18 protein-coding genes are annotated in these 19,562 nt (G+C 70.6%); 9 read left to right on the plus strand and 9 right to left on the minus strand.

Annotation, left to right across the window (positions count from 1 at the left end; translation table 11 throughout):
• Positions 1–24 precede the first annotated feature (24 nt).
• From ACFXMF_RS03470 to ccsB, 3 genes are read left to right on the plus strand one after another with little or no spacing between them, the layout of a single operon-like run.
• Complete coding sequence (locus ACFXMF_RS03470) at positions 25–759, plus strand: cytochrome c biogenesis protein CcdA (RefSeq protein WP_360311803.1); 735 nt, start codon at positions 25–27, stop codon at positions 757–759.
• Entirely contained in the window at positions 759–2,468 is a 1,710-nt protein-coding gene (locus ACFXMF_RS03475; RefSeq protein ID WP_360311805.1) for a cytochrome c biogenesis protein ResB, read from the plus strand. Before ACFXMF_RS03470 ends, ACFXMF_RS03475 begins: the two co-directional genes overlap by 1 nt.
• Before the next feature lie 44 nt (positions 2,469–2,512).
• A complete protein-coding gene (gene ccsB / locus ACFXMF_RS03480) occupies positions 2,513–3,529 on the plus strand; it encodes a c-type cytochrome biogenesis protein CcsB (protein ID WP_360311924.1) in 1,017 nt (338 codons plus the stop codon).
• Positions 3,530–3,624: 95 nt separating this feature from the next.
• Here the strand turns inward: ccsB and ACFXMF_RS03485 are convergent, their stop codons facing one another.
• The 4 genes from ACFXMF_RS03485 to ACFXMF_RS03500 form a co-directional block, all read right to left on the minus strand.
• The gene (locus ACFXMF_RS03485) at positions 3,625–5,331 is read right to left on the minus strand and encodes a TerD family protein (RefSeq protein WP_379989283.1); all 1,707 of its coding nucleotides are present in this window, start codon (positions 5,329–5,331) and stop codon (positions 3,625–3,627) included.
• Between the two features lie 227 nt (positions 5,332–5,558).
• Positions 5,559–5,927 carry a hypothetical protein gene (locus tag ACFXMF_RS03490; protein WP_360311809.1) on the minus strand — a complete coding sequence of 123 codons (369 nt, stop codon included), beginning with the start codon at positions 5,925–5,927 and terminating at the stop codon, positions 5,559–5,561.
• 49 nt (positions 5,928–5,976) lie between these two features.
• Positions 5,977–6,837: an ATP-binding protein gene (locus tag ACFXMF_RS03495; protein WP_379989285.1), complete on the minus strand. Its 861-nt coding sequence runs from the start codon at positions 6,835–6,837 to the stop codon at positions 5,977–5,979.
• A gap of 5 nt (positions 6,838–6,842) precedes the next feature.
• A complete protein-coding gene (locus ACFXMF_RS03500; protein WP_379989286.1) occupies positions 6,843–7,115 on the minus strand; it encodes a hypothetical protein in 273 nt (90 codons plus the stop codon).
• A gap of 113 nt (positions 7,116–7,228) precedes the next feature.
• On the opposite strand from ACFXMF_RS03500, the gene ACFXMF_RS03505 reads away from it, so the two are divergent.
• Together ACFXMF_RS03505 and ACFXMF_RS03510 are read left to right on the plus strand one after the other, a co-directional pair.
• The gene (locus ACFXMF_RS03505; protein WP_360311815.1) at positions 7,229–8,080 is read left to right on the plus strand and encodes a helix-turn-helix transcriptional regulator; all 852 of its coding nucleotides are present in this window, start codon (positions 7,229–7,231) and stop codon (positions 8,078–8,080) included.
• An 11-nt stretch (positions 8,081–8,091) separates the two neighbouring features.
• The gene (locus tag ACFXMF_RS03510; RefSeq protein WP_360311817.1) at positions 8,092–8,280 is read left to right on the plus strand and encodes a DUF397 domain-containing protein; all 189 of its coding nucleotides are present in this window, start codon (positions 8,092–8,094) and stop codon (positions 8,278–8,280) included.
• Here ACFXMF_RS03510 and ACFXMF_RS03515 read toward each other — a convergent pair whose 3' ends face one another.
• The 3 genes from ACFXMF_RS03515 to ACFXMF_RS03525 are packed head-to-tail and all read right to left on the minus strand — an operon-like array spanning position 8,281 to position 11,259.
• The gene (locus ACFXMF_RS03515) at positions 8,281–8,850 is read right to left on the minus strand and encodes a DUF6879 family protein (RefSeq protein WP_379989290.1); all 570 of its coding nucleotides are present in this window, start codon (positions 8,848–8,850) and stop codon (positions 8,281–8,283) included.
• A 46-nt stretch (positions 8,851–8,896) separates the two neighbouring features.
• Complete coding sequence (gene mqnP, locus ACFXMF_RS03520; protein WP_379989291.1) at positions 8,897–9,811, minus strand: menaquinone biosynthesis prenyltransferase MqnP; 915 nt, start codon at positions 9,809–9,811, stop codon at positions 8,897–8,899.
• On the minus strand, positions 9,808–11,259 hold the full coding sequence (locus ACFXMF_RS03525) for a menaquinone biosynthesis decarboxylase (RefSeq protein ID WP_360311823.1): 1,452 nt from the start codon (positions 11,257–11,259) through the stop codon (positions 9,808–9,810). Before ACFXMF_RS03525 ends, mqnP begins: the two co-directional genes overlap by 4 nt.
• A 113-nt stretch (positions 11,260–11,372) precedes the next feature.
• On the opposite strand from ACFXMF_RS03525, the gene ACFXMF_RS03530 reads away from it, so the two are divergent.
• From ACFXMF_RS03530 to ACFXMF_RS03540, 3 genes are all read left to right on the plus strand, one after another.
• Entirely contained in the window at positions 11,373–13,472 is a 2,100-nt protein-coding gene (locus tag ACFXMF_RS03530; RefSeq protein WP_380017749.1) for a DUF4139 domain-containing protein, read from the plus strand.
• A gap of 2 nt (positions 13,473–13,474) precedes the next feature.
• Positions 13,475–15,079: a mucoidy inhibitor MuiA family protein gene (locus tag ACFXMF_RS03535; protein ID WP_379991027.1), complete on the plus strand. Its 1,605-nt coding sequence runs from the start codon at positions 13,475–13,477 to the stop codon at positions 15,077–15,079.
• Between the two features lie 91 nt (positions 15,080–15,170).
• Entirely contained in the window at positions 15,171–15,608 is a 438-nt protein-coding gene (locus ACFXMF_RS03540) for a PLD nuclease N-terminal domain-containing protein (protein WP_360311829.1), read from the plus strand.
• A 72-nt stretch (positions 15,609–15,680) separates the two neighbouring features.
• Here ACFXMF_RS03540 and ACFXMF_RS03545 read toward each other — a convergent pair whose 3' ends face one another.
• Entirely contained in the window at positions 15,681–16,583 is a 903-nt protein-coding gene (locus tag ACFXMF_RS03545) for an IclR family transcriptional regulator (RefSeq protein WP_380020506.1), read from the minus strand.
• Positions 16,584–16,677: 94 nt separating this feature from the next.
• Between ACFXMF_RS03545 and ACFXMF_RS03550 the strand changes: the two genes are divergently transcribed.
• The gene (locus ACFXMF_RS03550) at positions 16,678–18,453 is read left to right on the plus strand and encodes an amidohydrolase family protein (RefSeq protein WP_379991024.1); all 1,776 of its coding nucleotides are present in this window, start codon (positions 16,678–16,680) and stop codon (positions 18,451–18,453) included.
• 72 nt (positions 18,454–18,525) lie between these two features.
• Here the strand turns inward: ACFXMF_RS03550 and ACFXMF_RS03555 are convergent, their stop codons facing one another.
• On the minus strand, positions 18,526–19,221 hold the full coding sequence (locus ACFXMF_RS03555) for a DUF4232 domain-containing protein (RefSeq protein ID WP_379991023.1): 696 nt from the start codon (positions 19,219–19,221) through the stop codon (positions 18,526–18,528).
• Between the last annotated feature and the right edge of the window lie 341 nt (positions 19,222–19,562).

The following is a 19,562-nucleotide window of genomic DNA, read 5'->3' on the forward strand; positions in this document are numbered from 1 at the left end:
GAGGTGCTGGTCGCAGCCGAGGGAATGAACAACACGGTCTACACCGGGTCGCTGCTCGCGGCCCTGCCGATCGCCCTGCTCGCGGGGCTGATCTCGTTCTTCTCGCCGTGCGTGTTGCCCCTGGTGCCCGGCTACGTCAGCTACGTCACCGGGGTGTCCGGGGCCGACCTCAAGGACGCCCGGCGCGGCCGGCTCTTCCTGGGCACCCTGCTGTTCGTGCTCGGCTTCACCGCCGTGTTCGTCTCCATGGGCGCGGCGTTCGGCTACTTCGGCGAGACGCTGCTGAGGCACCAGGCGATCATCACCAAGGTCTTCGGCGCGATCACCATCGTGCTCGGGCTCTCCTTCATGGGTGTACTGCCGGGCATGCAACGCGAGTTCCGGCTGCACCAGCGACCGGCCGTCGGGCTGGTCGGCGCACCGCTGCTGGGTGTGGTGTTCGGGATCGGCTGGACGCCGTGCATCGGCCCGACCCTGACCGCGGTGCTCAACCTGTCCGTGAGCGAGGCGAGCGCCAACCGCGGCGCCCTGCTCACGGTGGCCTACTGCCTGGGCCTGGGCGTGCCCTTCCTGGTCACCGCGCTCGCGTTCCGCAAGGCACTCGGGGCGTTCGGGTGGGTCAAGAAGCACTACGTCTGGGTGATGCGCCTGGGCGGCGGCATGCTCGTACTGCTCGGCGTACTGATGCTCACCGGTGCGTGGGATCACATCATGCGCGAGCTGCAGTCCTGGGCCGGGCAATACACGATCGGAATCTGATGAGCCAGACCCGCACCGACGACGACCTCGAACGGGACGACGACCTCGCGCGGACCTCGGACGCCGAGGAGCGAGCCGATGCCGGGATGTCCACGGCGCCCGCGCAGGACGACGGCGACGCGGAGATGCGCCAACCGCAGTTGGGCGTGGTCGGCTGGCTGCGCTGGTTGTGGCGGCAACTGACCTCGATGCGGGTCGCGCTGATCCTGCTGTTCCTGCTGTCGGTCGCGGCCACGCCACCGACGCTGATCCCGCAGCGGCCGGTCAGTCCGATCAAGGTCAGCCAGTATTTCCGCGACCATCCCGACCGCGCGAAGATCATGGACAAGTTCCAGCTCTTCGACGTGTTCTCGTCGTGGTGGTTCGCCTCGATCTACATCCTGCTGTTCATTTCGCTCGCGGGCTGCATCGTGCCGCGGTGCTGGGCGCACGCCAAGACACTGCGGGCCAAGCCCCCGTCGGCGCCGCGCAACTTCGCCCGGCTGCCCGCGTACGCGCGCTGGGAGACCTCGGCGGACCCGGACGCGGTGCTGGAGGTGGCACGAGGGGCGCTCAAGAAGCGCCGCTTCCGGCTGAACCCGACCGCCGATTCGATCGCGGCGGAGAAGGGCTACGCCCGGGAGACCGGCAACCTGCTGTTCCACATCGCGCTGTTCGGCATCCTGGTCGCGTTCGCGCTGGGCAGTCTGTACAGCGTCAAGGGCGGCAAGATCGTCGTCGAGGGCGGCAGCTTCGCGAACGTGCTCACCCAGTACGACGACCGCCAGTTCGGTGCGCTCGTGGACGCGGACAACCTGGAGCCGTTCGGGTTCCGGCTCAAGTCCGTCGATCAGACGTTCCAGCCGACCGGCGCCAAGCGCGGCGAGCCGAGGTCGTTCACCGCGCACATCGAGTCCTGGTACGGCCACGAGGGCAAGGACAAGTCGGGGACGATCAAGGTCAACCACCCACTGCAGGTGGGTGACACCAAGGTCTTCATGATCGCCACCGGCTACGCGCCGGAGGTGACCGTACGCGACGCCAAGGGCAAGATCGCCTACAAGGGCCCGACCATCTTCCTGCCCCAGGACGGCAATCGGACCTCGACCGGCGTGATCAAGGTCCCCGACGTGAGCATCGGACTCAAGCAGTTGGGCTTCGACGCGCAGTTCCTGCCGAGCGCGCCGATGGACCCGGACGGCAACCTGCTGGTGGACCCCAGGCGCGGTCCGATCTCGGTGTTCCCCTCGCTGCTCAACCCGCGGTTGATGATCAGCGGCTACGAGGGCGACCTGGGCATGGACTCGGGCATCCCGCAGAACATCTACGCCCTCAAGGCCGACAAGATGGCCAAGTTCATGGACGGCACGGACGTGTGGCGCAAGGCCCTCAAGGTCGGCGACACCGTGCAACTGCCCAACGGCGCCGGCAGCATCACCTTCGACGGCGTCAAGACCTGGGCCAACTTCCAGGTCGCCAGCGAGCCGGGCAAGGGGCTCGCGCTGTTCAGCGTGGTGGCCGCCATTCTCGGGCTCGTGTTGTCACTGTTCGTCCGCCGCCGCCGGATGTGGGTGCGTGCGGTGGAGGGCCCCGACGGCCACACGGTCGTCGAGGTCGGCGGGCTCGCCCGCACCGAGGGCGGGGGCCTCGGCGAAGAGGTACAGGAGTTCGTGGACGCGTTGCGCGAGGCCGCGCCGGCGAACTCATCCGGCACCAAGGTCAAGGAGTGAGCGTGGGCGTCAACGAGAACCTCGCCCAATTCAGCAATGTGCTGATGTATTCGGCGATCGCCGTCTACCTGATGGCGTTCTTCGCCTATTGCATGGAATGGACGTTCGGCAGCAGCGGAGCGGTGGCCAAACGCTCGGCCGACCTGTCGGTCGAGGTGCTGGAGCCGGCCGCCGTGGGCGCGGCCGGCGGGGTCGCGCTGGCCGAGCGGCCGGTGGTGGTGCTGCGCGAGGGCGGGCACGACGGCGCCGGCGCGGACGACCAGGGCGACGTGTCGGGCGGCAGCGAACGCGCCGACCGGATCGGCCGGGTCGCGGTCTCGCTGACCGTGCTGGCCTTCCTGCTCCAGGCCGGCTCCGTGCTCACGCGCGGCATCTCGGTCGAGCGGGCGCCGTGGGGCAACATGTACGAGTTCTCCACCTCGGTGTCGCTGGTGGTGGTCGCGGCCTTCCTGGTGCTGCTGTGGAAGTATCCGGTGCGCTGGCTGGGCCTGTTCGTCACGCTGCCGGTGCTCACCACACTCGGCGTGGCGGTCACGCTGCTCTACACCGACTCCGAACAACTGGTCCCGGCGCTCGACTCGTACTGGTTGTGGATCCACGTCGCGTCCGCGATCGTCTCGTTCGGCGCCTTCCACATCGGCGCGCTCGCCTCGATCCTGTTCCTGTTCCGGCAGGGCTACGAGCGCCGGCAGGCCGACCCGGCCGGGGCCAAGCCGGGCCGCTTCGACGACAAGCTGGCTCGACTGCCGAGTTCGGCCTCGTTGGACAAGACCGCCTACCGGGTCAACGCGATCATCTTCCCGCTGTGGACCTTCGCCATCGTGTGCGGCGCGATCTGGGCGGAGAACGCGTGGGGTCGCTACTGGGGTTGGGACCCCAAGGAGGTCTGGTCCTTCATCACCTGGGTGGCGTACGCGGCCTACCTGCACGCCCGCGCCACGGCCGGTTGGAAGGGCACGAAGGCGGCGGCGGTGTCGCTGGTCGCGTTCTCCTGCTTCCTGTTCAACTACTACGGCGTCAACATCTTCGTGAACGGCCTGCACTCGTACGCGGGCGTCTGAGCCTCGGTCGCCTCGAACGGTCTGCCCCGTCGCCCCCTTGCCGGGGCGGCGGGGCAGCGCCGTTTCGAGGCGAACTCGGCTGCTGCCGGGGCTCGTCAGGGGTAGAGGTTGCGGCCCTCGCTGATGTCTCGGTGGTAGTCCCGATCCAGGATCATTTCCCATTCGAACTCGTGGATGGCATTGTCGTCGCCCTTGAACTCGACGGGCCCCATGCTCATCGCGAAGCGCCCGTCGGCGTAGAGCATCGGGCGTTCCTCGCCCTGCTCGGAGTAGCGCTCGACGTGCCGGACCGTCGGACCCTGCGGTGTGGTGAAGTCGATCAGCGTGATTGCGACCCAGTAACCGCCGGCGTTGTCGTCGAGGAGCGGCACGGTCACGACCGAGCCTCGGCCGTCGTCGACGACGGCCTTGGCACCGTAGGACTTGAAGCTTCCGCTGCCGTTGGTGATCGCGCTGTAGGCGCAGATCAGCACGTGGCCCTGGAGGTCGGGGCGGGTGATCCGGATCACCTCGCGACCCGGGCTGCGGGCGTCGCCGTCCAGGTGGATGTACGGCTCGGCGGTCGTCGAGCCGAAGTCGCGGTAGTAGACCGCGCCCCTGGTCGGTATTCGTTCGTAGCTCGGCGGCACCGCCTCGACGCGTGGCACGAACAGTGCGTACAGGTCGAGGTCCGCCTCGTCGAACTCGTTGTACCCGGCGCCCCCGTCCCATTCGAGCGCCGCCGTGATCACCAGGTCGGGGTCGCCGTCCCAGGGCAGGGACACGCTCTGATTCTTGGTCAGCTTGATGGCGCCGAGCGACGGCTTGGTCATGTTCGGCGGGGTGGCGACGTTCGGGGCGGGGGCGTGCGGGGTCGCCGGCGGATACGACGTGGTGGGTACGGACGTGGTGATCGGTGCGGGTGCGGGTGCGGGTGCGGGTGCGGGTGCCGGGGTGGGGGTCGGCTGCGTGGGGGCGCTCGGGCGGCGACGCAGCCGGGACAGGGCCCGTGAAATCGGGGAGGCGGGTGGGGTGGCGGGTGTCGGGGCGGGGGGCGGTGCGATGGCCGGCGGTGGGGTGAACCCGACGGGGGCCGGTGTGGGCGCCGGTGTTGCGAAGCCGGTGGCGTACTCCGGAGCGGTTGCGGCGGCCGGGGGTGTGGCGAACTCGGGCCCCGGGGTGTGCTGTTGTGGTTGTGCGGCGGGTGGGGCGAAGGCGACGGGTGCCGGCTGGGCGGCGGGGGCGGCGAAGCCTGGGGGTACTTCCGTCGCGTCGGGGATCGCGAAGCCCACCGCGAGGTCGCCGGCCGTCGGCGTGTCGTCCGGCTCCTCGGCGACCTCGATTCCGAAGTCCGTGGCGATGCCCGCGAGACCGCTCGCGTAGCCCTGCCCGACCGCGCGCACCTTCCACGCGTCCGCGCGCCGGTACACCTCGACCAGGACGGCCGCGGTCTGGCCCCGGTTCAGGTCGTCGGGCCGGTAGAGCGTCCCGCCCACGACCGCCTGCAGGCCGTGGACGTCCGCGAGGGTGTCCGCGCCCGTTTCCCCGTCGGCCGCGACCACCACGACCAGGCTCGCCACGTCGGCGGCGACCGCGCTCGTGACCACGGTCAACCGCCCGCCGTCGGCGAGTCGGACCGCACCGTCGGGGCTCGCGGGGTTGTTCCAGAACACGAAGTCCGCGTCACCGCGCACCAGATGATCGGCAGTCAGGAGCAATGCCGAGACGTCGACACCCGCACGCCCCTCCCACGACACGACGACCTCGACTACCTCGTCGCCGAGCGGCGCGTTCGCGCCCGTCGTCAACACGACACGCGTCATCGATGACCAACCCCCCAGAGCCGACACGGTCCCCCGCCGAGACCTTATGCGGCGATCCGCCCTGTGGCTTCGGCCGGCGCGGATCGGTACCGGATCGTGGGCATTCTCAAGGCGACGAAGGGTCCCTGAAGTGCGGGAAGTCCGCCGGCCGGAGCTGTGGGAGCCGGCCCGGTCCAACTGTCCGCACGGGCCCCGGCTCTCCGCACCTGGGCCCGCGCGGAGGCCGCTCACCCGGTGGCCTCGTGCGCGGCCCGGGTCAGAATCGCGGCGACTTCGGCCACCGCGGGGCGAGCGGCGGCGAGGGTGTCCGCGTCCGTGACCATTCGTTCGAGCTCGCGCAGTCGCCGAGCCCGGGCAGGCACCCGCCGCAACGCGACGAACACCGCCCAGCGATGCAGGAAGGCCCGTATCGGAGCCGTGCTGTCGGCCCGCACGGCCGCTCGCCAGGTGGCCCGGAAATCCTCCTCGAACCGACCCGCCGCCGCCGGGTCGAGCGCAACCACCGCCGCCCGCAACGCCTGCTCGCACACCGGCGGAACGGGGAACAACGACTCGTCGGCCGAGGACTCGGGGCCGGGATGGGGGTCGGTCCTCACGATTGCCTTTGCCTTCCCCGGATCGGGCGGCCGACGGACGGTCGGCGGCTCAGTGATCACACCCCCAATGGATGGGGCGGAGGGTGGTGCCGACGGCGGCTTCGGTGATGTGGTGCATGTTCTCCAGGCCGCGCAGGTTGAACAGGTGTTCCGCGCTGAGCAGTCGGGCGTGTTCGGGCGTGGTGTCGCCGACGATGAACCACGATGTCGGGCCTTCCTTCGGAGTCAGCCACCCGCACTCGTGGTGCGGCCACTCGACGCCGAGCGCCCGGACGATGGCCAGGCCGCGGCCGTGTTCGAGCAGGCGGTGCGGTGGACGATCGAGGCCGACCTCGCGGAATTCCACGCACAGGACGGGGTGGCCATCGGCGAGCGCGCCCGTGATGTCGAGTACGTACGAGGTCACGGCCGGCGCGTGGCGGAGCGCCTCGACCACCAACTCGGTGACCATCAGCCCGACATAGGTCCGCCGATCCCCGCCGATCCCGATCCCGTCGCACACCTCCCACACGAGGTGCCGCGCGGTCCGCGCCGACTGCGCGATTGCGGGCAACGATCGCGACACGGTGACGGGGGATTTCACGACTACGGGCACCGTCGACGTCTGGGCCTCTCCGAACGATGGCGAGAGCGCTTCGCATATGGCCCTCGCCCGAGCAGACACCGGGGCGAACTCTGCGCTTGGGGCTGCTTCTTCTTCGGCGGTAGACGCCTGGTTGAGCGCATAAATCAGACCCATGGTCAGGAACTCGGCCTGAGCCTTGGTGAGCGTCAACACAGGGGTATCGGAGCCGCTGAGGTCTCCGTCTTCTTCGTGGACGATGAGGGGGACCGTGATCGTGCCGGTCTCATGGTGTCGGCGGGCCAAGAGTACGTCTGGTTTGAGGGCGAATCGGATGACATCGGTCATGTGTGTCACCTCAACCTTGGAGTCGGTGCGGTGATGGCGAGCCCGAGAGCGCCGGCGAGATGCTTCAGAAGCGTCATCGCTCGGGCCTCGGACAGTTCTTCGAGACGTGGGCAGTGCATGGACCCGAACGCAAGAACGAGGCCATATTCGGACGGGCGGCTGACGAATACGCGCAAACCTTCGGTTCGAGCGGACGACGGTTGGACCATCAAGGCGCCTCCCGATTCGACCATCACCGAAACGACCAGGACGGCTACCCTTCGTGCCTGAATGCTCACGTTACTCCTGCACGCGTGCACCTTCAACCGTTACAGATGCACACGTGCACCATTCACATGGTGGCGATACGTTACGACGACGCGGCAGACTGTTGCCGAAAATTGGGGGTGCCATGCCGGCCAGACCGACGATCCGAGCGCGACAACTGGGCTCTGAACTGCGACGACTCCGCGAAGCTGCAAACAAGTCGACTGATGAGGCTGCGGCTCACCTTGAGTGCTCGCGGCCGAAGATCTCGCGGATAGAGACCGGATCCGTCGCCGCACGACCGATCGATGTCCGAGCGCTACTCGATATGTACGCGGTGCACGACGCTGCAACTCGCGATGCTCTGCTCGAATTGGCGCGCCAGAGCGGTCGACGTGGATGGTGGCGCGACTACGGTGACACTCTGCCGAAGCCGTACGAGGATTTTGTGGGGCTCGAAGCCGAGGCGTCCTACATCCGCACCTGGCAGACGAGTTTGATCCCCGGCTTGCTCCAGACGGTCGACTACGCCCGAGCAATCACGGCTGCGAACCCGGCCTCCACCACCCCGGAGACGGTCGAGCAACTCGTCAAAGTCCGCATGGAGCGGCAGAACGCCGTCATGAACCGGCCCGATCCACCTCGGTTCTGGGCGGTGATCTGGGAGCCGGCGCTCCGGGTTCCTGTCGGTGGTCGTGACGTGATGCGTGCCCAACTCGCGCACCTCTCCGAACTCGTCGCACGGCCGACCACCACTGTCCAGGTCCTGAAGACGAAGAAGGGCGAAATCGCCTGTGTGGCAAGGCCATTCGTCGTCTTCGCGTTCCCACCGCCCGCCCCCGATGTGGTGTTCCTTGAGAACCTGACATCGTCGAACTACCTGGAGGGCGAGAACGAGGTTGCGGACCACATCCTGACCTTCGACTACCTCCGGTCATCAGCGGAGAGCCCTGCTGATTCCCTGACCTTGATCAACCAGGTCATCGCCGAGCTTTAGGAGCGAATCGAATGCAGCCCGACATCGCCGGCCCTTTCCGCAAGTCCTCGCGCAGCGGCCCCACCAACGACTGTGTCGAAATAGCGCCCACAGCAAACAATGGGATGGCGATCCGCGACAGCAAGGACCGTGCCGCCGGCATCATTCGCGCAGGCCGGGGGCCCTGGTCGGCCCTGATCGCCGACCTGAAGCGCACCTGATCACCCGAAGGAAGCCGCCCCACCCGAAGGCGAGGCGGCTTCCGGTGCGGCCACGTACTGGTCGACGGTCTCAGGTGGGGCGGTATGTCGGCGCGGCAGCCACCGAACCTCTTCGCCGGCCGCGAGGTTCGCCGCCGGGGTCGCCTCGTGCTCGTATCGGATGTAGTCCCCGATCGGCTCGGACACGATCCGGGCCCTGCGCACTTGCGCCCCATGCGCCATGGCCGAGCCCACCAGGGCATGCCACGCCCGATCAGCCGGGCCGCGATCGTACGCAAACCCCGCCGGCCAGGCCACGAACGCCGGGGACGTACCGGCATAGTCGTCCCGCATCTCCAGGTGCCAGGCCCGCTTTCGAACCGAGCTCAACAACTCGTCGAGCGTCGGAGTCGTTACCGGTGCCGTCCACCTCCGGGAAGAACCGCAATATGCGAAGCGGGAGTTCGGATCGCGTCCGCCCCGACGCGAAGGAACACCTTCACCGAGTGCGCGGGGCCGGCCGCCCGACCCGCCACCTGGTTGCGCGAAGTTGCGCGCCCGCGCGATCGGAGCAACCGGCCTCGACTCCACCGGCTCCCGCCGTCGCGCAAGCCCGCACCCGAGCCCGAAGACCGGCCTACGGCCGCAGCCCTCGCACGCCCAGATCCAGCAGTGCGCAGACGAACAGGGCGATGCCGATGAAGCCGTTGGTGGTGAAGAAGGCCCGGTTCAGCTTGGACAGGTCGTCCGGCTTGAGCAGGGAGTGTTCGTAGACGAACGCCGCGCCGACGATGAGCAGGCCCAGCCACCAGAAGAAGCCCGCGCCGGTGAGGGCGCCGAACCAGATGAACAGCAGCGTGGTCACCACATGGGTGATCTTCGAGGCGTTCAGCGCGGCGGCGATGCCCCACTTGGCCGGCACGCTCTTGACGCCGTGCGCGCGGTCGGCCGCGACGTCCTGGCAGCCGAAGATCAGGTCGAAGCCGCCGATCCAGGTGCCCACCGCCAGGCCCAGTACGACCGCCTGCCACGACCACGAACCGGTGATCGCCAACCACGCGCCGATCGGGCCGATCGCCTGCGCGACCCCCAGGATCGCGTGCGGGACGTTGGTGAAGCGCTTGCCGTACGGATAGATCACCATCGGGATCACCGCGACCGGCGCGAGCGCCAGGCACAGCGGGTTGAGCAGCGCGGCGGCGACCAGGTAGAAGAACAGCGCGACCAGCGCGCCGACCCACGCGGTCCGCACCGACACCGCGCCGGTGACCAACTCCCGGGTCGCGGTTCGCGGATTGCGCGCGTCGATCTCGCGGTCGATGATCCGGTTGCAGGCCATCGCGAAGGTACGCAGGCCGACCATCGCCACGGTGACCAGGAACAGCTCCCGGTAGTGCAGTCGTTCGTTCGTCTCGTACATCGCGGTGAAGGCCGCGATGTAGGCGAACGGCAACGCGAACACCGAATGCTCGATCAGTACCAGGCGCAGGAACGCCTTGACCCGGCCCACCTCCGAGGGTGCTCCGGGGGCGGGTAGCGCGGCGGACGTCACAGTCCGTATTCCTTCCAACGACGAGTCACCTTGGCGGCGGTCTCGGGATCCGACACGACCATCTCCGGCCAACCGCCGTCGCGCGTGTAGCCCTCCTCGGGCAGCTTGCGGGTCGCGTCGATGCCCGCCTTGCCGCCCCAGAACTGCTGGTACGACGCGTGATCGAGGTGATCCACGGGCCCCTCGGTCAGCAGCAGGTCGCGGGCGTAGTCGGTGTTGCCGAACGCCCTCCACGCGACCTCGTGGTAGTCGTGCACGTCGCAGTCGGCGTCCACCACCACGATCAGCTTGGTCAACGACATCATGTGCGCGCCCCAGATCGCGCTCATCACCTTCTGCGCGTGCTTGGGGTACTTCTTGTCGATCGAGACGATCGCGCAGTTGTGGAAGCCGCCCGCCTCGGGCAGGTCGTAGTCCACGATGTCGGGCACGATGATCTTGAGCAGCGGCAGGAAGAAACGCTCGGTCGCCTTGCCCAGCGGGCCGTCCTCGGTCGGCGGCCGGCCGACCACGATCGACTGGAGCAGCGGCTTCTCGCGCATCGTCACGCAGTCGATGGTCAGCGCCGGGAACGGCTCCTGCGGCGTGTAGAAGCCGGTGTGGTCGCCGAACGGGCCCTCGGGCAACATCTCGCCCGGGGTCAACCAGCCTTCGAGCACCACCTCGGCCTCGGCCGGGACCTGGAGCGGCACGCTCACGCAGTCGACCATCTCGATCCGCCGACCTCCGATGAAGCCGGCGAAGAGGTATTCGTCGATGTCCCCGGGCAGCGGCGCGGTGGACGCGTACGTCACCGCCGGCGGGCAACCGAACGCGATCGCCACCGGCAGCCGCTCACCGCGCTTGGCGGCCACCTGGTAGTGGTTGCGGCTGTCCTTGTGGATCTGCCAATGCATGCCGATGGTGCGCTTGTCGTGCCGCTGGAGCCGATACAGACCCAGGTTGCGCACCCCCGAGTCGGGGTCCTTGGTGTGGGTCAGGCCCAGGTTGTAGAACGAGCCGCCGTCCTCGGGCCAGGTGAACAGCGCCGGGATGGTGTCCAGGTCGACGTCGTCGCCCTTGAGGACCACCTGCTGACAGGGCGCGTCCTTGATCTTCTTCGGCGGGATGTGCGCGACCGAACCGAGCTTGCCGAACGCCTCGCGGATCCCGGTGAAGCCCTGCGGCAGTTCCGGCTTGAGCAGGCCGCCGATCTTGTCCGACAGCTCGTCGTAGCTGCTCAGCCCGAGCGCCATCAGCATGCGCTCGTCGGTGCCGTAGACGTTCATCGCCAGCGGCATCGAGCTGCCCTTGACGTTTTCGAACAACAGCGCCGGGCCTTTGGCCTTGTTCACCCGATCGGTGATCTCGCCGACCTCCAGATGCGGGTCGACCTCGGCGCGTACGCGCTTGAGTTCACCACGCTTCTCCAGTGCCTTCAGGAAAGCGCGCAAGGTCCCGTATGCCATGCGTGCCAGTATCCGATACGGACTCGCCGCGGCCGCACGCGCACCCGGCCGGTCGGGCTACCTTGGTCCCCCCGTGCCGAGCAGGGACGCGCACGGACGAGCAGGAGGGGTACATGCTCACGGTCGCTTCGGAATTGCGTTCGGTGGTCGTTCACGCCGTGGGGGCGGTGTGTGTACGAAATTGCGAGGTGGACCTGCCGGCGGGCCCACCGGGTCCGGTCCGGGTCCGGGTCACCGGCTTCCCGCTCACCGCGTACGGCGATTGGCTGCGCGCGCGGGTGGTCGGCGGCGGCGCGGGTGTCCGGGTCACCGACATCCGGCCCGTGGTCGACGTCGAGGTGGTCGAGGAGCGGGACCTGCCGGGCGTACTGCTGGACCTGGAGGCGGCCGAGTCGCGGGTTCGGGCGTTGCGCGCGCAGAGCGAGCGACTGGCCGGCGAACTGGCCGAGATCGCCGGGCTGGAGGCCGTACCGCCCTCCGTGCGACGGGGTGATCCGCCGCGCCCCGCACCGGTGACCGCGCTGCTGGAGCTGGCCGCGTTCGCCGACGAGCGGGCCCAGGCGCTGTACGAGCGCATCGGCGCGTGCGACGAGCGGTTGCGCGAGGCGATCCGCGACACCGAGGTCTACCGGGCCCGGCTGAACGCCGCGTCCGGGGCGCAGCGCACCGAGCGGGCCCAGGTGTTCGGCACCGCCGTGGTCACCCTGGAGCACACCGGCGAGGCGGGCGCGGTCGAGCTGGCCGTGGAGTACCACGTGCCCGGCGCGCGCTGGGCGCCGATGTACCAGTTGCGGCTGGACGCGGCGATGACCGGCGGCACGCTGGTCATGCGGGCCTGTGTCGCGCAGCGCACCGGCGAGGACTGGACCGGTGTGCGGCTCGGCCTGTCCACCGCCGACCTGGCCCGCAGCACCGCCCTGCCCGAGCTCAAGTCGCTGCGCCTGGGCCGCCGGCAGACCGCGCCCGCGCACGCCGGCTGGCGCGAGCCACCGACCGGCCTGGCCGAACTGTTCGCGGGCTACGACGCGAGCCGGGCGCGGCGCCCGCGGCCGGCCGCGGCCAAGGAGTCGTCCGAGGTACGGGGGACGAGCGCCGCCGGGGGCGCGTTCGCGGCGGAGGAGGTCGCCGATTTCGACCTGAGCCTGCCGGCGGCCCCGATGCCGGTGACCTCCCCGGCCCCGCCGATGGCGGGCGGCTACGGTGCCCCGCCGCCGCCCCCGCGCCCCGCCCCCGCGGCCCGGCGCGCCCGCCGGATCGGGGCCGCCGCGCCGGCCGCACCGGCCGCGCCCGGCGGTGCGTTCGAACTCGCCCGCTTCGACGTGGGGGCCGACGAGGACCCGATCGCGCAGAGCGCACCCGCGCCGGTGGAGCAATACGAGCCGGGCAGCGACCTGCTGGACTACGCGGCCCTGGAACTGCGCGACGCCGACGACGCGGCGACCCGGGGCCGGTTGCGCCCCGCGCCGTACGCGCCCGGCGGGACCGCGCTGGAGTACCGCCGGCGCGCCGACACGGTGACCCGACTGGCGCTGCCCGAGCACGCACACGCGCCCCGCGACGCGGCCGGGTCCTTCGACTATCGCTTCGACACCGCGGCGCCGGCCGAGGTGGCCGCCGACGGGGTGTGGCACACCATCCCGGTGTGCGAGATCGAGGTCGGTCTCGACCCCGAGTTCGTCTGCGTGCCGGCGCTGGACGACGCGGTGTTCGGCACCGTCGTACTGGCCAACGCGTCGGCACACGCGCTGCTCGCGGGCCCGGCGGACGTCTCGGTGGCCGGCGAGTTCCTGATGACCGTGCCGCTGCCGACGCTCGCGCCGGGTGCGCGCGAACGGGTCGGCGTGGGCGTGGTGGAGAGCGTGCAGGTCTCGCGCAACGCGCACATGCGCGAGTCGACGGCGGGTCTGCGCGGCGGTACGGCCGTGCTCGACCACCGGATCGAGATCGAGGCGGTCAACCACCTCGGCCGGTCGATCCGGCTGGACATCCTGGAGCGGGTGCCGGTCACCGACGACAAGGACGTCAGGATCGAGGAGCACGCCGGCGCGCCGCGCTGGGTGGAGGACACCGAGTTGCGCGACGGGCGACACGTCCCGGGCGCGCGGGTGTGGCATGTCGAGCTCGCCGCCGGCGAGCGGAAGAACCTGACCGGTGGCTACGAGATCCGGATCCCGGCAGCGAAGGCCGTGGTCGGCGGCAACAGGAGGGTCTGACGGTGACTCAGCCGACTCTGCAACAGGGCACCCCGGCCGAACGCAAGCCGGAGGCGCTGCCGATCACGGCGGTGACCTGCCTGGAGGACCGGGCCCAGGTGACCCGGTCCGGCCGGATCGAGGTGACCGAGGGCGTCCAGCGGGTGCTGGTCGGCCCGGTGACCCCGCTCGCGGTGGACCGGTCGCTGCGCGTGGAGGTGGTCGCCGACGACGGCACCGCGACCGCGATCGACGCGCGGGTGATCCGCGAATACACCCCTCGCCCGGCCACCGGCCCCGGTCCGGACGCCTCCGAGCTGCGCCGACTCGTGCACGACCTGGAAGAGCGCGGCGTCGCGCTGTCCCGGCACTCGAACCGGCTGCACACCCGGCTCACGCTGATCGCCCAGGCGCGGACCGAACTGCGCCGCGACATCGCCGAGCAGACCGGCTTCGGCACGGCCGAACCGGAGCGCTGGGCCGCCGAGCTGGACCGGCTCTCGGCCGAGACCGAGGAGCGGCACGCCGAGCTGCACGTCCTGGCCGACGAGCAGTCCTCGGTGGAGCGCCGGCTGCGCGATGCGCGGGCGGCGCTGAGCGTGGCCGAGCAGGAGCCGAGGGAGCTGACCGCGAGCGTCGAGGTGGTGATCGAGGCCGAGCGGGCCGGTTCGGCCGAGCTGCGGGTGGTGCACCTGGTGCCGTGCGCGCTGTGGCGGCCCGCCTATCGGGCCACGCTCGCGCCGGATCGCCGCTCGATCGAGGTGGAATGCGACGCGGTGGTGTGGCAGCGCACCGGCGAGGACTGGGCCGGCGTCGCACTGTCCCTGTCCACGGCGCGACCCACCCTGGCTGCCCGCCCGCCGAGCCTGGTCGAGGACCGGCTCACCCTGCGCGAGCGCACCCAGGTGGAGAAGAAGCAGGTCGAGGTGGATCTGCGCGAGGAGGAGATCGCCGCGGTCGGTCGGGTCGCGGGCGGTACGGCCGAGTTGCCCGGGGTCGACGACGGCGGCGAGGTTCGGGTGTTGGCCGCGCCGACGCCGGTGGAGGTGCCCTCGGACGGGCACCCGCATCGGATCCGGCTGACCACGTTCACCACGACGTGCGAGCCCGAGGCGGCCTGCTCGCCCGAGTTGTCGCACTTCGTGAGCCAGGTGGTGCGCTTCGCGAACGACGCCGGTCACGCGCTGCTCGCGGGCCCGGTGGAGTTGGTCCGCGGCAGCGGGTACACCGGGCGCGGGCAGCTCGACTTCGCCGCGCCGGGCGAGGAGGTCCGGTTGCCGTTCGGCAGCGAGGACGACTTCCGGGTGGTGCGCGAGGTCACCGAGTCGCGCAACACGGCCTCGCTCACCGGACGCACGGTGGTCACCCGTACGGTGACCGTCTTCCTCTCGCACGTCGGCGCGCCGGACGCGGAGCCGCCCGGGGCGGTCGTGTTGCGCGAGCGGGTCCCGGTGTCCGAGGTGTCGGCGGTCGAGGTCAAGGTGCGCGGCGACCTGTCGGAGCCGGCGCCGGACGCGGTCGACGAGCAGGGAATCGTGCGCTACGACGTGCGTTTGGCGGCGGGCGAACGGCGTCGGATCACCCTCGTGTACGAACTGCACGCCTCGGGCAAGGTCACCGGCTTGTGAGCCGTCCGGTGTTCATGGAGCCGACCGTCTACGCTGGATGGGAGACGCATCCGAGTACCGAGCGCCGAGTAACTGCCTGGGAGACCGCCACATGATCAGGGTCCTGCTGTTTCTGCTGCCCCTGGCCGTCGGGATCTACGCGTTCATCGACTGCCTGACCACCGATGAGCAGAAGGTCCGCAGCCTGCCCAAGATCGCCTGGGTCTTCATCATCCTGTTCTTCTGGCCCGTCTTCCTGGGCCCGATCGGCTGGTTCGTCGCCGGGCGCCCCAAGCGCGAGTACACCCCCGGCGGGGTCGGCGGCTTCGGGTTCGGCGGGCGTGGCCAGGGACGGCAGATGGCCCCGGACGACGACCCCGAGTTCCTCGCCTCGTTGAACAAGGACAACCGCAAGCCCAGCGAGCCGAGCGCCGCCGAGGATCAGGCGGAGATGCTCAAGCGCTGGGAAGAGGACCTCAAGCACCGCGAGGACGACCTGCGCAGCCCCGACCAGGACAACCCGGAGGGGCGGGCGAAGGACAAGGACTGAGCCGGATCCCTCGGCGATCCGACCGGGCGGGGCGCATCGGCGCCCCGCCCGGTTTTCGTGTGTGCCCCTCGCTCAGGTCGCGGCGGCCCCCTCGGCCGCCGCCTCCGCGAGCAGCCGGCCGGTCTTTTCCAGCGTCTGCCCGTCGGTGCGCGGCGCGAAGCCGCGCAGGCTCAGGATCAGCACCAGGTCGCCGTCGCCGTCGTGCACCGGTGCGCTGATCGCGCCCGCCCGGTAGTCCCGCTCCGGTTCCAGCTCGTCGATCTGTCCCCCGTCGGAGCCGCCGATCTCGGCGGCGATCTCCTCCAGGAGCGTGCGCAGTCGGGCCGCCGACGCGCCCGCGCCCAGCGTGTCCAGCCCCTCCAGGTGCTCGTCCAACTCGCCGAGCGTCGCGCCCAGGCGCGTCTCCACGTCGGTGACCAGCTCGATCGCGAAGCCCCGACGCCGCGCGTTGTCGATCGCGCGCGCCATCCGCGCCCGCGCGGCCGGGTCGTGCGCCTCGTCGAGCCAGCGCCGGACCGTCTGTTCGTCCGCCCAGGGCACGTAGCCGATGCCCAGCGGCGGGGTGATCGGCGCCTGGGCGCCGACCCGCAACCGGTGCACCTCGGGCCCCGGCGCGCGGACCACCTCGGCGATCGCGACGTGGTGCTCGCCGGGGGTCATCGCGAGGCAGGACAGTCCGGTGTCGTCGCGCAGCCGGGCCATGATCGGGCGCGCGACGTCGAGCACGCCGAGCCCGCGCGCGGCGGCCCGGCCGACCGCCACCAGCGCCGGACCCAGTCGGTAGGTGCGCCGGGTCGGATGCCGGATCAACCACCCCAGCGAGGTCAGGCTCGCCAGCATCGGGTGGCACGTCGCGGGGCTCACCGCGAGGTGGCGGGCGATCTCGGACAGGGTCAGCCCCTCGGCCGGCCGGTCGGCGATCGCGTCGATCAGGGAGACGAGTCGGTCGGTCTGTGGTGACGGTCGTGGGGCCATGCTCGGCACCCTACTGGATCATTTCGCATAGTGCGCATATTGACTCGCACAATGCGCAGCCGTACGGTCGGCCCACGTTACCGGGGAGGCTCATATGTACGACCTCAAGATCATCAACGCCACGATCGTGGACGGCACCGGCGCGGATCGTTTCGTCGGCGATGTCGGGATCCGGGACGGCCTGATCGTCGCGGTACGCCGACACGACGGCCCGGACCCGGCGCTCGCGGGCGAGGCGACCGAGACGATCGACGCGGCCGGGCAACTGCTCACGCCGGGCTTCGTGGACATCCACACCCACTACGACGGCCAGGCCACCTGGGACGAGGTGCTCGACCCGTCCACCTCGCACGGCGTGACCACGGTGGTCTCCGGGAACTGCGGGGTCGGCTTCGCACCGGTGCGACCGGGCCGCGAGGACTGGCTGATCCGGTTGATGGAGGGCGTCGAGGACATCCCCGGGACGGCGCTGGCCGAGGGCATGACGTGGGGCTGGGAGACGTTCCCGCAATACCTGGACGTGCTGGAGGAGCGCACCTTCTCCGCCGACATCGGCGTCCAGGTCGCGCACGGCGCGGTCCGGGCCTACGCGATGGGCGATCGCGGCGCGCGCAACGAACCGGCCACGGCCGAGGACATCGAGGCGATGGCGGTGATCGTCAAGGAGGCGATCGAGGCCGGCGCGCTGGGCTTCTCCACGTCGCGCACCGTCGCGCACAAGGCGATGGGCGGCGAACCGGTGCCCGGTACGTTCGCCACCGAGGACGAACTCTTCGGCCTGGGCCGGGCGATGGCCGCGGGCGGGCGGGCCGTGTTCGAGCTGGCCCCGACCGGCTCGTCCGGCGAGGACATCGTCAAGCCCGCCTCCGAGGTGGCCTGGATGCGCCGGCTGGCCGCCGAGATCGGCATGCCGGTCTCGTTCGCGCTGCTCCAGGTCAACGCCGCCCCCGAGCTGTGGCGCGAGCTGATGGCCGAGTCGCAGGCCGCGAACGAGGCGGGTGCGCAACTGCATCCGCAGATCGCGGGCCGCCCGTTCGGGATGCTGACCGGGTTCGGCACCCGCAACGCGTTCAGCAAGCGACCGACGTTCCGGGCGATCGACGACCGGCGGATGGCGGGCGAACTGGACGACGCGGCGTTCGCCGCCGAGTTGGCCCGGCCCGAGGTCAAGGCGGCGATCCTGGCCGAGACCGACCTGCCCAGCGACCCGAACGTCCCGGGCGACTCGGTCAACCTGGCGATGCAGTTCATGCTGGACCGGATGTACCCGATGGACGCGGTCCCGGACTACGAGCCGCTGCCGGACCGCACGGTGGTGGCCATCGCCCGGGCGCGCGGCGAGGACCCGCTGTCGACGCTGTACGACCTGCAACTGGCGGACGACGCGCGGACCACGCTGATGGTCCCGATGTTCAACTACTCGGACGGCGACCACGAGGCGATCCGGGAGATGCTCACCCACCCGGCGAGCGTGTTCGGCCTGGCCGACGGCGGCGCGCACTGCTCGATGATCTGCGACGCCTCGCAGCCGACCTTCCTGCTCACCCACTGGGCCCGGGACCGCACCCGCGGCGAGCGGCTGCCGCTGGAATTCCTGATCCGCAAGCAGACGATGGACACCGCCGCCCTCTACGGTCTCTCCGACCGCGGAGTGGTGGCCGAGGGCAAGCGCGCCGACCTCAACGTGATCGACCTGGACGCACTCACGCTGCACCGCCCGCGGATGGTGCACGACCTGCCGGCGGGCGGCGGGCGCATGCTCCAGGCGGCGACCGGCTACGTGGCCACGATCGTGGCGGGGCAGGTGACGCGGCGGGCCGGCGTGGACACCGGTGCGCGACCGGGGCGGTTGGTGCGGGGCGCGCGCTGAGATCGCACGGGCGGGCGCGGGTGTGCGGGGCCGGTGGGCTCCGCATCCCCGCGCCGTGTCGCACCCGGGGGCCTACCAGGTGACGGCGTCGTCCATCGACTGCTGCCAGTACGTGACCTTGAGCGAGCCGTCGACGTAGGCCCCCTTCGCGGGTAGCGACGGGTGGGCACCCGAACCGACGCTCTCGTTGCCGGAGGGACCGTGGAAATACACGGTCAGGGAGTTCTCGGTGTGGCCCTCGCCGCCGCTGCCGTCGGCGGCGGACAGATTGACGGAGGCGTAACCGGACTCGCCCGGCTCGAGGGTGACGACCGCCTGCGGCTTCGACTCCTCGATGACGGGCGGCACCGACTGCGCCTCGCCGAAGCGCACGGCCGGAGAACCGTAGAGGTAACACGTCTTGCCGCCGGTGTTGGTGACGGTGAGCAGCATGTGGTTGATCGGCCGATTCAGCGGCGCCGCGACGGTCTTGGTGTTGGACCCCTCGCAGGTGACCGCGCCCCCGGAGTCGGGCCGACCGGCCGGGCCCTGGGTGGTGGCCGGGCCGGGCTTGCCGTTCGAGGACGAGGGCCGCGAGGCGGGAACGGACGCGGCGGGCGACGCGGCCGGAGGGCCCGACGCGGCGGCCGACGGAGCCCCGGGCGGCGTGCTCGCGGCCGGGGCGAGGGCCTTGTCGTCCCCCGTGTCGCACCCGGTCAACAGGAACGCGGCCAGCGCGACGGAGGCGGCGCCGACGAGACGGGTGCGGGAGGTACGGATGCCGAACATGCGGTCGATCCCCTTCGAGCTTCGGGTGTGCTGCCGGAACGACCCCGAGCCTGCGCCGCAACCCGTCCCGGCCACCACAGCCGGCCCGCAATCGGGGACACCGGAACAACGAAACGCCCTCTGACCAGGGACGACACAACCACCCTGGAATGCCGGAACGGAACGCGAGGCAACCTCGTCGGCGCGGCTTCAGTGGCATCGCGCCGTTCGTATGCGCCCTGCGGGACCTGCGCGTGCCGGGCTTCGGCCGTAGCCGGAACGGCCGCCGCGTGAACGACCGGACCCGGGAGTACGACCCGACGCCGAGCACGTGGTGGGCGGACTCGCCCGGGAAATCCGGG

Source organism: Embleya sp. NPDC059213, from assembly GCF_042754445.1.
Lineage (GTDB): Bacteria > Actinomycetota > Actinomycetes > Streptomycetales > Streptomycetaceae > Embleya.